Below are 15,448 nucleotides of genomic sequence, written 5' to 3' on the forward strand. Positions count from 1 at the left end.
GCTTATATCTCCTTCAGAAAATTATATAGCATGGTCTTTCCGTCCGGTGTCATAATGGATTCGGGATGGAACTGTACGCCGAAAATGGGAAATTCCCTGTGCTGTACGGCCATCACCTCTCCGTCCTTTGTGACCGCGGTGATTTTCAGGCATTCCGGCAGCGTGGCGGCGTCGGCCGCAAGGGAATGGTAGCGGGCCGCTAAGGCTTTTGGCGGACAATTTTTAAATAACGGGCAGTCCGTATCGAAGGTCACTTCCGACTGTTTCCCGTGCATCAGCTTTTTCGCGTATGAGACCGTGGCTCCGAAGGCCGCGCAGATGGCCTGATGACCCAGGCAGACGCCGAGCATAGGAATTTCTTTCCCGAGTGTGCGGATGGCCTCAATGAGAATTCCGGCGTCCTCCGGCCGTCCTGGCCCCGGCGACAGGATGATGCGGCCAGGATTTAGGTTTCGAATCTCTTCCACGGTCATCTCATCGTTTCTTATGACCCGGATCTCTTCGTCAAGCTCTCCGATGAGCTGGTAGAGGTTATAGGAAAAGCTGTCGTAATTATCAATGAGAAGAATCATAATTCCGCCTCCTGTGCAAGCTCCAGGGCCCGGAGTGAGGATTTTGCCTTGTTTAAGCACTCTTCATATTCTTTTTCCGGAACCGAATCCGCCACGATCCCGGCCCCGCTTCTCACGAACACCCGGCCGTTTTTCTTATATGCAAGGCGGATGGCGATGCAGGTATCCATGTTCCCGGCAAAGTCAATGTAGCCGACGGCGCCGCCGTAGATGCCCCGCTTATTGTTTTCCAGCTCGCCGATGAGCTGACAGGCCCGGATTTTCGGAGCACCGGACAAGGTTCCGGCCGGAAGCACGGCTTCGATGGCGTCTAAGGCGTCAAAGTCCTCCCGGATTTCTCCCCGCACCGTGGAACCAATATGCATGACATGGGAAAACCGCTCTATGGAATGGAGCTTTTCGACCTTCACGGTGCCGAACCGGCTGATTTTGCCAAGGTCGTTCCGGCCTAAATCCACCAGCATGTTGTGCTCGGCAAGCTCCTTTTCATCGGTTAAAAGCTCTTCCTCCAGCCGTCTGTCCTCTTCTTCGGTTTTCCCCCTCGGCCTGGTGCCCGCAAGCGGAAAGGTGTGCAGAACGCCGTTTTCCAGCTTCACCAGGGTTTCCGGCGAGGCCCCCGCCGCCTCCACATCGGTGCCGGAAAAATAGAACATGTACGGAGACGGGTTAATCGTCCGAAGCACCCGGTAGGTGTTGAATAAGCTGCCTTCAAAGGGGGCGGACAGGCGGTTGGAAAGCACGATCTGGAAAATATCGCCCTCATGGATATAGTGCTTTGCCTTTTTTACCATGCCGCAGAATTCTTCTTTTTCAAAGAGCGGCGTGACTTCCCCGATGAGCGTTCCGGCCGGCTCTTTCTTCTTTTCTCCGCTGTGGAGAAGGTCGGAAAGCTGTCTTAACTCCAGGATGGCCTTGTTGTATCCGGTTTCCGGCTCTTTTAAGGACATGTTGACAATCAGGATAATTTTCTGGCAGAGGTGGTCGAAGGCGATCACCTTGTCAAACAGCATCAGGTCGACGTCCTTAAAGGCCTCGGTGTCCTTTGTCTCACAGCGGACGGCCGGCTCACCGTATCCCAGATAGTCATAGGAAAAGTAGCCCACAAGTCCGCCGGTAAACGGCGGAAGGAAATCAAACCGCGGACTTTTGTACTCGGAAAGGATCTGGCGGATCTGGCCGGAGGGATCGTCCGTATGGAAGGTGAGGCTTCCGGCCTTCATCTCCCCGTTCATGCAGGTGATCTCCAGTTTCGGATCGAAGCCCAGAAAGGTGTAGCGGCCCCATCTGTCGTTCGCCATGGCCGATTCCAGCATATAACAGTGGGTTGACACGTTTTTCAGTATTTTCATTGCCTCGATAGGCGTGGTAAAGTCGGACAGGATCTCCAAGCTTACCGGCGCCACCTGGTACCGGCCGCCTGCCGCAAGCTCCATGACTTCTTCGAGAGTCGGTGAAATTTTCATAGTCTCTGCCTCCTGAAAAAGAAAAACTCCTCTGGCGCTTTCTGCCAAAGGAGCTTTCGGGGGACGTTTCGGCCGCCCGCCTGTTTTCGTTTTTCCGGAAACAAAAACGCCCTTGACAGAAAAATAGTCGGTTTCTGTCAAGGACGAATCACGTACTGATAGAAGTACGGCACGATCCGCGGTGCCACCTTGATTTCACGGAATGACCCGTGCGCTCGGCGGGATACCTTCATATCCCCGGCAACTGACGTATGCCAGCACGTTGCAGAATACTCTGGGATTTCTCCCATTTGACTGCACCCTCAGCGGCCCATTTGACAACTTGTTTCTCACCTGACTCTCAGCATCACAGGCTCTCTGTAAAGGCATCATTGCCGTTATCCCCGCTTCAACGGTTTAGTTTTATAAAATTGATTTGGATTATAGCATACTGGGGCGGCGGAGTCAATGATTTTTTGCGGGCATTGGCACATCTTACTGACCGCGGATTTCAAGTTGCCGCCAAACAGCGGGCATGGTATAATAGCCGCAGAGCGGTTATTATACCTGCGCATTCTGGTTTCTGCGTTTACCGCAGAAAGCCAGGCGCTAAAATCCGCCGGAGGCCCGTGGCCGCGCAGCGGACATTATACCTGCGCATACCGGTTTCCGCGTTCACCGCGGAAAGCCGGGCGCTAAATTCCGCCGGAGGCCCGTGGCCGCGCAGCGGACATGGTATAATAACTGTAAAGCGGCCCGTCCTATGCCGGGCAGAGAAAGGACGAAACGGCATGCGGAGTGAAAAAGAAATGTTTGATCTGATCCTGAATACCGCAAAGGAGGATGACAGGATCCGCGGCGTCTATATGAACGGTTCCAGGACGAATCCCCATGTAAAAAAGGATATTTTCCAGGACTACGACATCGTTTATGCGGTGCGGGAAAACCGGCCTTTTTACGAGGACAGACACTGGATCGACCGGTTCGGGAAGCGGCTCTATATGCAGTGCCCTGACGAGGTGGACAAGTGGAACGGCTGTGACGTGGATTTTGATAAATGCTACGGCTGGCTCATCCAGTTTGCGGACGGGAACCGGCTGGATCTTCATGTGGTGCCGGTAAGGGAAGCCGATGTCCTGAGCGATAAGCTCTGTGTGATCCTGCTCGATAAAGACGGTATTTTTCCGGACATTCCTGCTCCGTCCGACGAAGATTATCGGATCAGGCGGCCGTCCCAGGGGGAATTTCTCGCCTGCTGCAACGAATTCTGGTGGTGCTTAAACAACATCACAAAGGGGCTTTGGCGGGAGGAAATCCCTTACGTCCAGGAAATGTACCATTCCGCAAGCCATCCGCAGCTTGTGCGGCTCTTAAACTGGAAAATCGGATATGAGACGGATTTCCGTATTTCGATGGGAAAGGCATCCAAATATATGAAAGACTATCTCCCGGAGAAAACATGGAACCGCTTTTTGAAAACCTATATAAGCGGCGATATCGGGGAAGTCTGGGATTCCGTGTCTGCCGCCTGTGCCCTGTTTGACGAGACGGCCCTGGAGCTTGAAGCCCGGTGGGGACATGTCTATAACCGGGATGAGGCCTCAGCCTCTTTTGGCTTTTTCAAACATGTCCGGACGCTTCCGAAGGATGCCAAAGCCGTCTTTTAACCAGACCCCGGAGGGGATTTTATGAATGAGAAACACATGCAGTATATTCTGGCGGTTTTGCGGGAAGGCAGCGTCACCGCAGCCGCCAAAAAACTATATATCTCCCAGCCGTCCTTAAGCCAGGCCATAAAGGCTGCCGAGGCCAGCCTCGGCGCCCCTATTTTTGACCGCACCACGGAACCCATGACCTTGACACCGGCGGGACAGCTTTACGTGGAAGCCGCCAGGCAGATTTCTGCCATAAACCGGAACCTGTCCGGCCAAATCGAGGAGTTAAAGCATGAGGACTTCGGCACGCTTCGCTTCGGCATTCCGGTACAGCGTTCCATGGAGCTTCTGCCGCTTCTGTATTCCCGTTTTTCGGAACAGTTCCCCCATGTGACCCTGGAGCTTTCCGAGCAGGGCTCTGCCGACCTGGAACAGAGCGTCTTAGAAGGCCGTGTGGACATTGCCTGTATGACGACATCGCCGAAGCATGAGGAGCTTTATTATGAGCTTTTAAAGGAGGAACACCTGGTGCTTCTCGCCAACCGCCGCTGTGCCATCGCCGGGCGGATCCCCTCCGGGACGCCCATCGACATTCTGGAAGCCAGGGATGAGACCTTCATTTGCAGCCGTCCCGGCCATTCCGTCCGGGCGCTCCAGGACTCTCTCTTTATTTCCAGGGAAATCAAGCCGAAAATCGGCCTGGAAACCGTCAGCATCGAGGTTGGGAAGCGGGTGGCCGCGACGGCAGAGGCCGTCATGATCTGCCCTGACTCCTATGTCGATGCAGGCGATTCCGCTCCATGGGCCGTCTATCCGATTCTCGGCGTGGAGCTTCCGAGACATTTTTATGCCTGCCGGCGCAGGGATCTTTATCTTACCAGGTACCGGAAAGCGTTTCTTTCCCTGCTCCATGAGGCCGCCGGACGGCCTGACCATATCCATGCATCAGAAAGGACTTCACAACATGGCATTTGATGGAATTGTTATTGCAAATCTTGTACACGAATTAAAGGGCGCCGTCCTCTCCGGCCGGATTTCCAAAATCGCACAGCCGGAACGAGACGAGCTCCTTCTTACCATAAAAGGGAACTCCGGCAATGTGCGGCTTTTGATTTCCGCCAACGCGAGCCTGCCGCTCCTTTATTTTACGGAAAACAACAAGCCGAGCCCCATGACGGCGCCGAATTTCTGCATGCTGCTGAGAAAGCACATCGCCAACGGGCGCATCGTCTCGGTTTCGCAGCCGGGACTTGAGCGGATCATCCGCATCGAGGTGGAACATCTCGACGAGCTCGGGGATCTCAGACGGAAATCCCTGATCGTGGAGCTGATGGGAAAACACAGCAACATCATCTTCTGCGACGAAAACGACATGATCCTAGACAGCATCAAGCATATTTCCGCCCAGGTCAGCTCCGTCCGCGAGGTTCTTCCCGGCCGGACTTACTTCATCCCCCACACCCAGGAGAAGAAAAATCCCCTGGAAATCTCCGAGGAAGAATTTAAGGCCGTCATCGGTGCAGCGCCCCAGCCGCTTTCCAAGGCTATTTATATGAACTTAACCGGCATAAGCCCTGTCGTTTCTGCGGAAATCTGCCATCTGGCCTCCTTAGACGGCGACATCTCCGCAAGGGAGTTTTCCGATGCGGCGCTCACCCATCTCTTCCATGCCTTCGGCTGGATCATGGACGATGTGAAAAGCGGGAATTTCCGGCCGTCCATCATCTACCGCGGAGATGTGCCCGTGGAGTTTTCTTCGGTGCCTTTAACGATGATGGAGGGCGGCGATTATCGCGCTGAGGAATTTTCATCCATCAGCCGCCTTTTGGAGACCTATTACGCGGAAAAGAATGCCGTTTCCAGAATCCATCAGAAATCCACGGATCTCCGCCGGATCGTCTCCACGGCCCTGGAGCGGAATTACAAGAAGCTGGATCTCCAGAGAAAGCAGTTAAAGGATACGGAAAAGCGGGAAAAATACAGGATTTACGGCGAGCTTTTAAACACGTATGGCTACGGCCTTTCCGGAGGGGAAAAAACGCTTGCCTGCCTCAATTATTACGACAATACCGAGGTCAAAATCCCCCTCGATGAGACGCTTTCAGCCCAGGAGAATGCAAAGAAATATTTTGACCGTTATAACAAACAGAAGCGCACCTTCGAGGCCGTCTCCGAACAGCTTACGCAGACGGAAGCGGAAATCGCCCACTTAGAGTCCATCAGCTCTGCCCTCGACATTGCCCTCGCCGAGGACGACCTGGTGGAAATCCGCGAGGAACTCATGGAGTACGGCTATATCAAGAAGCGCCATGCCGGCGGCAAAAAGCCGAAAATCACCAGCCGTCCCTTCCATTATCTCTCTTCGGACGGCTTCCACATCTATGTGGGAAAGAACAATTACCAGAACGAGGAACTGACCTTCAAGACGGCAAACGGCGGCGACTGGTGGTTCCATGCAAAGGGCATGCCCGGCTCCCATGTGATCGTGAAAACCGAGGGAAAGGAGCTTCCTGACCGCACCTTTGAGGAGGCCGGCGAGTTGGCGGCCTACTATTCCAAAGGCCGTGAGAATGATAAGGTGGAGATCGACTATATCCAGCGGAAATTCTTAAAAAAAGTGCCGGGAGCGGCTCCCGGCTTTGTGATCTATCATTCCAACTATTCACTTGTCGCGTCGCCGCGGCTTGCGCTGAAAGAGGTGAAATAGGGGGGCGGACGGCGGGATTTTTTCCCGCCGTTTGAACCGCACTGCGGCGGAGAATCCCGCCTGAGGGATTCTCTCTTAAAACAGATTGTTTAGTGAGCCGCAGGCGGCCGCGTTTTCCATCCGGCTTAAAATGTCTTCGGCTGCCCCGCAGAGATACGATAAAACACTGCTCTCTGCTCTGCACCTGAAAACCATGCCGCCCACCGCCTCTGTCACCTGCCTTTTTATCTCCTGCCTGCCCTGTTTTCCAAATTTCTTTTGAATCCTGTCATAATCTGTCTCGCAAAACTTCTGTTCGGAGAACGGTTTTCCTGCGAGAACATGTCCGAAAAAAGCCGTCAGGACAATTTCGCAGAGATTGTCTGCCGATTCCCGGAAACCGGCATCATAGTGTTCCAGCATTTCGATGACGGCCGGCCGCGGGAATGCTTTTAAAAAGGCTTGTTCTGCCTCCATGCACTCTAAAAAAACGGAAATTCTCACAATTCCGGAATACTGCGTCAGATCCTGAAGCACCGGGTAATCCAGGGTGATGATGTCCGCCTGCGGGTAAAAACGCGCATCGTAGCGGGAGAAAAACGCAGGCAGCCCTTTTAAAAACGTATCCTCCAGGCACCGGCTCCCATAGGCGTCAAACTCCGGCAAAAGCGCATGGTATGCTGCAAGGGCTTCTTTCGCTTTTTCAAAGACCGCCTGTCTTCCGGCTTCGTAAAGCTCCTTTTCTGCGCCGATTCCTGATGCAGGCATGTCCGGCCGCAATTTCTCGGCCTCGCGGATGCAGTAAAGCACGGCTCCCATGAGCTGCTCTGCCTTTTCATACGTCAGGGAACTGGTTTCCCTTAGAGAATAGGCGTCTGCCAGCCTGTAAAAAATCTCCATCCATGCGTCCATTTTCCCTTCCATCTCATCACCTCCACAAAAGTTCCCGCAGCGTTTCCAGATAGAGCTCATAATCCCATCTGGCCGTATCGTCGAACCTGCCGGCCTCCCGGCGCCCGTCTGTCCCGCGGAACCCACGGTATCCGGCCCGGACTGCCTCTGCGAATTTTTCCAGGCATGTCCCCTCCAGATAATCCAGATCCCCGAAGCAGAGTTCATCAAACTGTTCCCGCATCAGGTGCAGAAGTTCGTCGTCTGTCAGTTCGTCCTGCATCTCGTTTTTGTACAGGTAAAAGATTTCTTCCAGACGGATCACGGTTTCCGCATAATTTTCCTGGTTGATGAAATCAGAATCGCAGAATTCCAGGATGATTTTTTCAGCGGCGCCGCCATTAAGGTCAATCCGTCTCTGTTCCTTTAGAATGCGCTCCTGCTCCTTTAGAATGATTCCGGCCTCCTCTCTGGTGAGCGAAAGGCCGTATTTTTCTGTCGTTTTGTTTGTTTCCAGGACGCGATCCGGCATGGCATTTTGTATCCATAAAAGCCAGTCCTTTTCCATGGCATATCCCCCTCTCCGTTTTTGTGGAAGAATAGGATAACACCATAGGCGGCCGGATACCAGTCTTGTTTTTTGGTTGATTTTGTGGTATTATAAAGACAGAAAGAGAGGGAAAATCCTCTCTTTTTTTCGTAATCAAAGAACTGTTTCCTTTACAGGCCTGCCGTTTTTCCTCTCCCCCATCCCCCTTCAAGCTCCAAAAGCCACCTCTTCCTCTCCACCCCGCCGGCATACCCGGTCAGGCTTCCGCCGGCTCCCACGACGCGGTGGCAGGGGATTATAATGGAAATCGGGTTATGCCCCACCGCGCCGCCGACGGCCTGCGCCGACATGGACGGGCGGTTTCTCTTTTCTGCAATTTTTCCTGCAATAGCTCCGTAGGTCGTCACGGTTCCATACGGGATCTCCAAAAGAATTTTCCAAACCTCCTGATAAAACGGACTCCCGGAAGGCGCAAGGGGAAGCTCTGATGCCGCAGGTCGCTTTCCGGCAAAATACCGATCCAGCCAGTCTTTGGCCGCGTCAAACACTGGCAGAGAGTCCTGCTTTTCCATCAGCTCCTTTCCCGTCCCGCCAAAATACTTCTGGCCTTCCATCCAAAGTCCCGTAAGCGCCGTTCCGTCTGAACCCAGCAGAAGCCGTCCCACCGGCGAATCATATTCTGTCACATACATTCTGTTTTCTCCTCTCCGTAAAGGGAATTCCAAAGGCACATGTTGGCGTAGCTCCGCCACGGCCGCCACGGCTCCGCCAGTTTAAGAAGCTCTTTGGGACTAAGTCCCGGAAGCGCCTTTTTGATTCCGGCATCTGTTTCCAGGAATGCGTCTGTCCAGGCCATCGTACGCATGGCAATGTACTGGGCCGTCCAGTTCCCGATTCCTCGAATTTTTAACAGCTTCTTCATTTCCGCCTCCGGGTCGGCGCAGAACCCAAAGCGGATACTCCCGTCTGTGAACACCTCCGCCAGGCTTTTGATGGCGGCTGACCGCGAAGAAAGGATTCCAAGAGGGCCAAGGCGGCTCTCAAGAGGCTCCCCGGAAGAAAGAAACTCCTCCGGCTCCGGGAACAGGAGCGAAAGTCCCTCGATTCCCGTAAAAACAGGCGTTCCCAAGGCCTCTGCCAGCCGCCCTGCCAACGTACAGGCCGCCCGCACTGTGATCTGCTGGCCTAAAACGGCCCGCACGGAAAGCTCAAAGGCATCAAAGCTTCCCGGAACGCGCGTCCCCGGCTTAAAAAGCCCCGGCCGTACCGCCTCCATGCCGGAAAGGGCGCAGGCGACCGTCTCGGGATCACAAGATAAATCAAACATCCTCCGCACCCTTCCAAGGATCTGGGATAAAACCGGAAGCAGCGTCTCTCCGACCGTCACCGAAAGGGCGTTCTTTTCCGGCTCATGGCCAACGGAAAACCAGCCGTTATGGCGCCTGCCTTCCGCATCCTTCACCCGCGCCGTCCTGTAATAGCGCCCGTCTTTTACTATCTCCACACCGGGGATGGCCCTCTCTGCGAAAAACCGCAGCAGCTCTTCATAGCGGTACGGCGGCCGGTAGGAAAGGCAGACCGTGATGCTTCCGTCTTTCTTCTCCTTTTTCTTTTCCGACACCTGCTTTCTGAGGTCTGTCGGCGTCATACGATACTGCTCTTTGAATGCATCCTGGAAGCGGCGCAGGCTTTGGAACCCCGATGCCATGGCCGTATTCAGCACCGAAAGCTCCGTATCCGTCAGAAGGCTTTTCGCCAGAAGAAGACGGCATGTTTTTAAATACTGAACCGGTGTCACATGGAACTCTTCCGCAAAAACGCGCCGCAGATGGCGGCTTGTGCACCACAGCTCTGCGGCCAGTTCCTCCAAATTCCGTCCGGCTCCGCAGCCCGCCTCCATGAGCCTGGCGGCCCTGTCTGCAAGTGCTCTGGAGGAAGGCTCTCCCGCCGGCCTTCCCGGCGACTGCTCCGGACGGCAGAGAAGGCAGGGACGGTAGCCCGCCAGCTCCGCTTCAGCTGCCGTCGCAAAAAAGGTGCAGTTTTCAGGCTTCGCCAGCCTGGCTCGGCAGATGGGACGGCAGTAGATTCCCGTCGACGAAATGCCGACGAAAAAGCGGCCATCAAACCTTGCATCCTTTGCTTTGTATGCAGCATACATTTTTTCTCGCTCCATCTCCATTTTGCTTCTCCTTTTTCATGGTCTGAAGGAATCTTACCACGTCTTCACGGGAAAATCCGGCTGTTTTCGGACATGGATATGAAAAAGTGTGCCTCCCTGCGGAGCGCTTTTGTTTCATAGGGAGCACCGTTTCCCATGAAATGAAAAAAGCCGCATAAAACGGCCTTTTCCCTACTCATCATACTTGATTTTCCCCCGCAGCCGCACAGTCTCATCGTCCATCCGGCCAAGGGCATCCAAAATCCCCACATGGAGACTTCCTACACCATTTTTTCCAATGCCCTCCAGGGAAGACTCCCCGGCGATTCCCATGGCGGCTGCGGCTGTGACGGCCGCCTGGAACGTGTCCGGCTCTGCCGCGGCGCATGCGCCGAGAATCCCGGAAAGCATGCAGCCCATTCCCGTAATCTGCCGCATTTCGGGGACGCCGTTTGCAATTTTTGCCGTGCGGGTTCCGTCGGAAACGATGTCCTCGGCGCCCGTCACGACGACGGTCGTTCTGTAATCCTTTGCCGCTTTCCTGGCTGCAAAAATAGCGGCGCCCTCTCCTGTTCCCGCGCCGCTGTCGACGCCTTTTTCTGCCGCCGGCAGGCCGCAGAGATAGGATATCTCCGACAGGTTCCCGCGGATGGCCGCGAACGGAAACGCTTTTAAAAGCTCTGCGGCCGTCTCTCTCCGGAACGCAGAAATGCCCACGCCGACCGGGTCTAAGACAATCGGAAGCCCCAGCTCTCCTGCTTTTTTGCAGGAACGGAACATGGCCTCCCGCTTCCCGCTGTTTAACATGCCGAGATTGATGACGAGGGCATCGGCCATTCCCGTCACTTCTGAGGACTCTTCCGGCGCATCGGCCATGATCGGCGAGCCGCCCACGGCCAGAACGGCGTTTGCCACGTCGCAGGCCGTCACGTAATTGGTGATGCAGTGGATGAGCGGGTTCTTTTTCCTGAGATGTTCCATGACATTCATGAAAAAATCCCCCCTAATCTTTATAGAACCGGAAGAAATGGTTCGTCGGGCCGCAGCCCTTTCCAATCTCCAGGGAGTGCTCGATGGCGCCCGTCACATACTCCTTAGCCTTCTTCACGGCGTCCGGGAGGCTCTCCCCCAGGGCCAGGTACGAGGCGATGGCGCTGGAGAGCGTACAGCCGGTGCCATGGGTGTTTTTCGTGTGGATCCGTTTTTCCACAAAGGTGTGGTACCTGCTCCCGTCGTATAAAATGTCCTGGGCATCCCCCATGTAATGACCGCCCTTTACGAGAACGGCCTTTGCCCCCATGTCAGCAATCTTCTTTGCCGCCGTCTTCATATCCTCCGCCGTCTTAATCTCCATGCCGGCGATTTTCTCCGCCTCCGGGATGTTGGGCGTAAGAAGCGTCGCTAACGGGATCACAGTCTCAATGAGCGTGCCGATGGACGTCTCCTGCATCAGGGGACAGCCGTTTTTCGCATACATGACCGGGTCGATCACCACATGCTCCGGCTGATACTGGCGAAGCTTTTCCGCCACGGTTTTCATGCATTCCGGCGTCGAAAGCATGCCCACCTTCACCGCATTTACCTCAATATCTTCAAAAACCGCGTCGATCTGGTCGGCGATGACCTTCGGGGACACGTCCTCAATGGAAATCACCCGGCTGGTATTTTCCGCCACCACCGATACGATGACGCTCATGCCGAACACGCCGAGGGACGACATGGTTTTGATATCTGCCTGGATTCCGGCTCCGCCGCTGCAGTCGGAGCCTGCAATGCTGAGTGCTGTTTTCATATGTACCTCCTGAAAAAATATGCCTGCCGCAGAACACGGCAGGCATCTGTAAGCCTTTTTTTACAATAGCATGTTTGAGACCGAAAGTCAATTCGCGGAAGGCATCAGTCATCCCACCCCAAAAGCTTCAGTCTGTACTCGATCATGTCTTCTTTCGCCTCTAAAAGATCGCTTGCTCTCTCAAGCTCCGCCTGAGCCGTGAGGAAAGCCTCTCTCGTAATCTCCCCGTTTAAATACTGCATTTTCAGGCGGTCTTCCTCCAGCTCGTTTTTATCCTCTTCCAGCTCATTTTCCCTTAACAGGTTCAAAAGCTCTTCTAACTCCATGGATTCCAGCGAAGCGGCAAAGTCCTCGGGGAGAAGGCTCCCGCTGGTCCAGAACTGTTTCTTTAAGGCCAGCTCGATTTCATCCTCGGAAAGATCCAGGGCGTCCTCTTTTTGTTCCAGCTCCATTTCTTTCTGGAGAAATTCCTCTCTCGTAAGCTTACCTGTCCGCACGTCGGCCTCCAGAAGATCCTCTTCCACATCTAACGCTTCCTCTTCCGCTTTCACAAGGTACAGCCTGCCCAAAAGCTCTTCCGGTGTTTCTTCCGCCGAAGAAGCCGACGTCCCGGAGACTGCGGGAGCGGCCGCCTCTGTGCCGGCCGATGCGGAAACGGCTGCTTCTGTCACGGCTTCAGTCATGGCCTCGGTTTCCGTCTCTGCTGCCGTCTGGGCCGCCGTAATGTCCGAGGGGACGTTCTGGGGCATGACCTCCTGGGTCGGCTGCGCCGTTTGTCCTGAGCACCCGGTTAAAGTTATCGCCAAAAGGATTGCTGCAAAATAACTCTTCTTTCTCATATGGTTCTCCTTTCCCATGCCTTTTTCTTATCTTTGACCTCAGTATAACCGCGAAACATGAAAATAACATTAAAAACCCTTCACCTGAAAAAGAAAAAATGGTAAACTGTCTCCATAGGAACATGCAGATAAAGGAGGCAGACCATATGCGGATTTTAGTTGTGGAAGACGAGCCGGATCTTAAGGAAATCACGGCCAAGCGCCTGAAGGCGGAGGGCTACGGCGTCGATACCTGTGATAACGGGAAGGATGCCCAGTATTATATCGAACATACTCCCTACGATCTGATTCTTCTCGATGTGATGCTCCCCGGCGCCGACGGGATCACGGTCTTAAAAAATATACGGAAAAAAGGGATGAAAACGCCGGTTCTTCTCCTGACTGCCAGAGACAGCATCGAAGACCGGGTCACGGGGCTCGACAACGGGGCCGACGACTATCTGACAAAGCCCTTTGCTTTTGACGAGCTTCTGGCGAGGATCCGCGTCATCTTAAGGCGCCGCTCCAATGAGGCCTCCAACAGGCTTGTGCTCGGGGATCTTATCATGGATCTCGCCACCCACCAGGTCACGCGGGCCGGGACGGAAATCTCCCTTTCCGCCAAGGAATACGCCATCCTGGAATACATGATGCACAACAAAGGCATGGTGCTTTCCAGAAGCCGCATCGAGGAACACGTCTGGAATTACGATTTTGAAGGCGGCTCCAACGTAGTGGACGTGTACATGCGGTATCTCCGAAAGAAAATCGACGCTCCCTTTGAGAAAAAATTGATCCACACCGTCCGCGGCAGCGGCTATGTGATTAAGGAGGGAAGCTGAGTTGAAACGACGCCTCTCCATAAAAAACTGGTCCATCAAGACGCGCGTCACCATCTGGTACACGGTGCTCATGGCCGTCCTGCTCTTTGTGGGCCTCTCTTATATTTTCTGGCTCTCCGACCGCATGCTTTTGCAGAACTACCGCACAAGCCTCCATCTTGTCGTGGAGGAGGCGGCCGCCGTGACGGCCTATGAAGGCGGCGAGCTGGAGACCGAAGACGTGCCTTTCTATAAAAATGAGGTCTCCGTCTTCCTCTACGACAGCCAGGGGCGTCTCATCGCGCCGCGAAACAGCGTCCGCGGATATGTGAACGCCCTTTTGGAATCGGAGGAGACAAAAATCGTGGAGGAAAACGGGGAATCCTGGATGGTTTATGACGTGTACCGCATGGTCGGGGAAATCCCGGTCTGGTTCCGCGGCGTCTGCCTGGTGTCCAATGTCTACGGCACCTTCCAGATGATGCGCCGCGTGGCCGTACTCTCCGTGCCGCTCTTTCTTCTGGCGGCCGCAGGCGGCGGCTTTCTCATCACCAGGCGCGCCTTCCGGCCCATCGACGACATCCGCAGAACGGCCGATGCCATCGGGGACGGCGGCGACCTTTCCAGGCGGATTGACGCCCCGCCGGCTTCTAAGGATGAGGTGGCACAGCTCGCCTCCACCTTTAACCGGATGTTCTCCCGCCTCCAGCAGTCCTTTGACACGGAAAAGCAGTTCACCTCCGACGCCTCCCACGAGCTCCGGACGCCGGCAGCCATCATCGTTTCCCAGGCGGAATATGCCCTGGAGCACACTGGCGACAGCGGCGAAATGAAGGATTCTTTGGAAACCATCCTGCGCCAGGCAAAGCGCATGTCGCGGCTCATCGCACAGCTTTTAGAGCTCGCCCGGGCCGACAACGGGAAATTAAAGCCGGAATGGGAGACAGTGGACATGACGGAGCTCTGCGCCATGGTGGCCGAGGAAATGGAACTCCAGGCGGAAACGGCCGGCCTTCGCATCGTCACCGACCTCCAGCCGGACGTCTTAATCACGGCGGATCAGTCCCTTCTGGTGCGGGCTCTCACGAACCTCGTCCAGAATGCCGTCGTCTATAACCGGGAAGGCGGCACGGTCTCCATCGGCCTCTCCCTTGAAAACCATGTCTGCACGGTATGCGTGAAGGATACCGGCGTGGGAATCCCAAAAGAAGAGCTTTCGATGATATGGAACCGGTTCTACCGCGCCTCCAATTCCATGGGACGCTCCGGGACAGGCCTCGGGCTTTCCATGGTAAAATGGATCCTGGAGCTCCACCGGGGAACGGTTTTTGTGGAAAGCGAGCCAGATAAAGGGACGGTCTTTACTCTCACGCTCCCGGAAAATCCCCGGAGCTAGGAAGCGAATACAAAAGCGCGTTGCAGACGGCGGCGGCCACGTTGCTGCCGCCTTTTCTGCCGCGGCCGACGATGCAGGGGACATGAAGCCGCAGAATCAGCTCCTTCGCCTCCTCCACGTTTACAAAGCCCACCGGCATGCCGATCACCAGGGCCGGCCGGATCTTTTTTTCCATCGTCAGCTCATACAGGCGCATCAGGGCCGTCGGCGCATTTCCTACCGCATAGATGCAGTCCGGCATGAGTCTGGCTGCCTTGTCCACACTCGCCGCCGACCTGGTCATGCCGCTTTCCGCCGCGGCTTTTTTTACGTCCTCGTCCCCGATAAAGCAGTGAACCGAAATCCCCAGACGGACGGCAGCCGCCTTGTTGATGCCGGATGCCGCCATGGTTGTGTCGGTTACAATGGGAAGCCCTGCTTTTATGGCGTTCCAGCCGGCCTCCATGGCCCCATCCGACAGAAAAAGGCTGTCTTTATAGGAAAAATCCGCCGTCGTGTGGATCACGCGAAGAAGAAGCGGAAGCTGCTTTTCCGGGTAAGAGGCGAGAAATTCCTCTCCCAGCTCCCTTTTTATGATCTCAAAGCTTTTCTTTTCAATTTCCGCCGGCTTTGTCGCCAGGAAATTGATCCCTGTCCGTTCCTTTAATTCCAGATTCCAGTCCATCCG

Annotated in this window: 15 protein-coding genes; 5 read left to right on the forward strand and 10 right to left on the reverse strand. The window is 54.9% G+C overall.

The window, feature by feature from the left end:
- Positions 1–2 precede the first annotated feature (2 nt).
- Positions 3–572, reverse strand: a complete 570-nt coding sequence (locus KE531_17945; GenBank protein MBR9955476.1) for an aminodeoxychorismate/anthranilate synthase component II — start codon at positions 570–572, stop codon at positions 3–5.
- Positions 569–2,035, reverse strand: a complete 1,467-nt coding sequence (gene trpE / locus KE531_17950; protein MBR9955477.1) for an anthranilate synthase component I — start codon at positions 2,033–2,035, stop codon at positions 569–571. Before trpE ends, KE531_17945 begins: the two co-directional genes overlap by 4 nt.
- A 770-nt stretch (positions 2,036–2,805) precedes the next feature.
- Between trpE and KE531_17955 the strand changes: the two genes are divergently transcribed.
- From KE531_17955 to KE531_17965, 3 genes are read left to right on the forward strand one after another with little or no spacing between them, the layout of a single operon-like run.
- Entirely contained in the window at positions 2,806–3,681 is an 876-nt protein-coding gene (locus KE531_17955; protein MBR9955478.1) for an aminoglycoside 6-adenylyltransferase, read from the forward strand.
- 21 nt (positions 3,682–3,702) lie between these two features.
- The gene (locus tag KE531_17960; GenBank protein MBR9955479.1) at positions 3,703–4,644 is read left to right on the forward strand and encodes a LysR family transcriptional regulator; all 942 of its coding nucleotides are present in this window, start codon (positions 3,703–3,705) and stop codon (positions 4,642–4,644) included.
- A complete protein-coding gene (locus KE531_17965) occupies positions 4,634–6,376 on the forward strand; it encodes an NFACT family protein (GenBank protein MBR9955480.1) in 1,743 nt (580 codons plus the stop codon). The genes KE531_17960 and KE531_17965 overlap by 11 nt, the downstream gene beginning before the upstream one ends.
- A gap of 75 nt (positions 6,377–6,451) precedes the next feature.
- Here the strand turns inward: KE531_17965 and KE531_17970 are convergent, their stop codons facing one another.
- From KE531_17970 to KE531_18000, 7 genes are all read right to left on the reverse strand, one after another.
- Positions 6,452–7,279: a hypothetical protein gene (locus KE531_17970; protein MBR9955481.1), complete on the reverse strand. Its 828-nt coding sequence runs from the start codon at positions 7,277–7,279 to the stop codon at positions 6,452–6,454.
- Positions 7,280–7,283: 4 nt separating this feature from the next.
- Positions 7,284–7,814 (reverse strand): hypothetical protein, encoded by a 531-nt coding sequence (locus KE531_17975; protein ID MBR9955482.1) that lies wholly within the window; start codon positions 7,812–7,814, stop codon positions 7,284–7,286.
- 152 nt (positions 7,815–7,966) lie between these two features.
- Positions 7,967–8,488, reverse strand: coding sequence for a methylated-DNA--[protein]-cysteine S-methyltransferase (locus KE531_17980; GenBank protein ID MBR9955483.1), 522 nt, complete (start codon positions 8,486–8,488; stop codon positions 7,967–7,969).
- A complete protein-coding gene (locus tag KE531_17985) occupies positions 8,479–9,975 on the reverse strand; it encodes a helix-turn-helix domain-containing protein (GenBank protein ID MBR9955484.1) in 1,497 nt (498 codons plus the stop codon). Before KE531_17985 ends, KE531_17980 begins: the two co-directional genes overlap by 10 nt.
- A 171-nt stretch (positions 9,976–10,146) precedes the next feature.
- The gene (gene thiM / locus KE531_17990) at positions 10,147–10,944 is read right to left on the reverse strand and encodes a hydroxyethylthiazole kinase (GenBank protein MBR9955485.1); all 798 of its coding nucleotides are present in this window, start codon (positions 10,942–10,944) and stop codon (positions 10,147–10,149) included.
- 13 nt (positions 10,945–10,957) lie between these two features.
- Positions 10,958–11,746 (reverse strand): bifunctional hydroxymethylpyrimidine kinase/phosphomethylpyrimidine kinase, encoded by a 789-nt coding sequence (thiD, locus tag KE531_17995; protein MBR9955486.1) that lies wholly within the window; start codon positions 11,744–11,746, stop codon positions 10,958–10,960.
- A gap of 104 nt (positions 11,747–11,850) precedes the next feature.
- On the reverse strand, positions 11,851–12,585 hold the full coding sequence (locus KE531_18000) for a hypothetical protein (GenBank protein ID MBR9955487.1): 735 nt from the start codon (positions 12,583–12,585) through the stop codon (positions 11,851–11,853).
- Between the two features lie 146 nt (positions 12,586–12,731).
- Here KE531_18000 and KE531_18005 point away from each other — a divergent pair, with 146 nt between their 5' ends.
- Together KE531_18005 and KE531_18010 are read left to right on the forward strand one after the other, a co-directional pair.
- Positions 12,732–13,406, forward strand: a complete 675-nt coding sequence (locus tag KE531_18005) for a response regulator transcription factor (protein ID MBR9955488.1) — start codon at positions 12,732–12,734, stop codon at positions 13,404–13,406.
- 1 nt (position 13,407) lies between these two features.
- Positions 13,408–14,781, forward strand: a complete 1,374-nt coding sequence (locus KE531_18010; protein ID MBR9955489.1) for a HAMP domain-containing histidine kinase — start codon at positions 13,408–13,410, stop codon at positions 14,779–14,781.
- Here KE531_18010 and KE531_18015 read toward each other — a convergent pair.
- Positions 14,753–15,445 carry a precorrin-8X methylmutase gene (locus KE531_18015; GenBank protein MBR9955490.1) on the reverse strand — a complete coding sequence of 231 codons (693 nt, stop codon included), beginning with the start codon at positions 15,443–15,445 and terminating at the stop codon, positions 14,753–14,755. The two genes, KE531_18010 and KE531_18015, sit on opposite strands and share 29 nt — an antisense overlap.
- Between the last annotated feature and the right edge of the window lie 3 nt (positions 15,446–15,448).

This window comes from Eubacteriaceae bacterium Marseille-Q4139 (assembly GCA_018223415.1).
In the GTDB taxonomy this organism is placed as follows: Bacteria; Bacillota; Clostridia; order Lachnospirales; family Lachnospiraceae; genus CABSIM01.

Coding starts and splice junctions, on each gene's coding strand:
- KE531_17975 (MBR9955482.1), bottom strand. CDS start 7,814: ATGGAAAAGGACTGGCTTTTATGGATACAAAATGCCATGCCGGATCGC.
- KE531_17960 (MBR9955479.1), top strand. CDS start 3,703: ATGAATGAGAAACACATGCAGTATATTCTGGCGGTTTTGCGGGAAGGC.
- KE531_17955 (MBR9955478.1), top strand. CDS start 2,806: ATGCGGAGTGAAAAAGAAATGTTTGATCTGATCCTGAATACCGCAAAG.
- KE531_18005 (MBR9955488.1), top strand. CDS start 12,732: ATGCGGATTTTAGTTGTGGAAGACGAGCCGGATCTTAAGGAAATCACG.
- thiD (MBR9955486.1), bottom strand. CDS start 11,746: ATGAAAACAGCACTCAGCATTGCAGGCTCCGACTGCAGCGGCGGAGCC.
- thiM (MBR9955485.1), bottom strand. CDS start 10,944: ATGAATGTCATGGAACATCTCAGGAAAAAGAACCCGCTCATCCACTGC.
- KE531_17980 (MBR9955483.1), bottom strand. CDS start 8,488: ATGTATGTGACAGAATATGATTCGCCGGTGGGACGGCTTCTGCTGGGT.
- KE531_17965 (MBR9955480.1), top strand. CDS start 4,634: ATGGCATTTGATGGAATTGTTATTGCAAATCTTGTACACGAATTAAAG.
- KE531_17970 (MBR9955481.1), bottom strand. CDS start 7,279: ATGGAAGGGAAAATGGACGCATGGATGGAGATTTTTTACAGGCTGGCA.
- KE531_18015 (MBR9955490.1), bottom strand. CDS start 15,445: ATGGACTGGAATCTGGAATTAAAGGAACGGACAGGGATCAATTTCCTG.
- KE531_17945 (MBR9955476.1), bottom strand. CDS start 572: ATGATTCTTCTCATTGATAATTACGACAGCTTTTCCTATAACCTCTAC.
- trpE (MBR9955477.1), bottom strand. CDS start 2,035: ATGAAAATTTCACCGACTCTCGAAGAAGTCATGGAGCTTGCGGCAGGC.
- KE531_18000 (MBR9955487.1), bottom strand. CDS start 12,585: ATGAGAAAGAAGAGTTATTTTGCAGCAATCCTTTTGGCGATAACTTTA.
- KE531_17985 (MBR9955484.1), bottom strand. CDS start 9,975: ATGGAGATGGAGCGAGAAAAAATGTATGCTGCATACAAAGCAAAGGAT.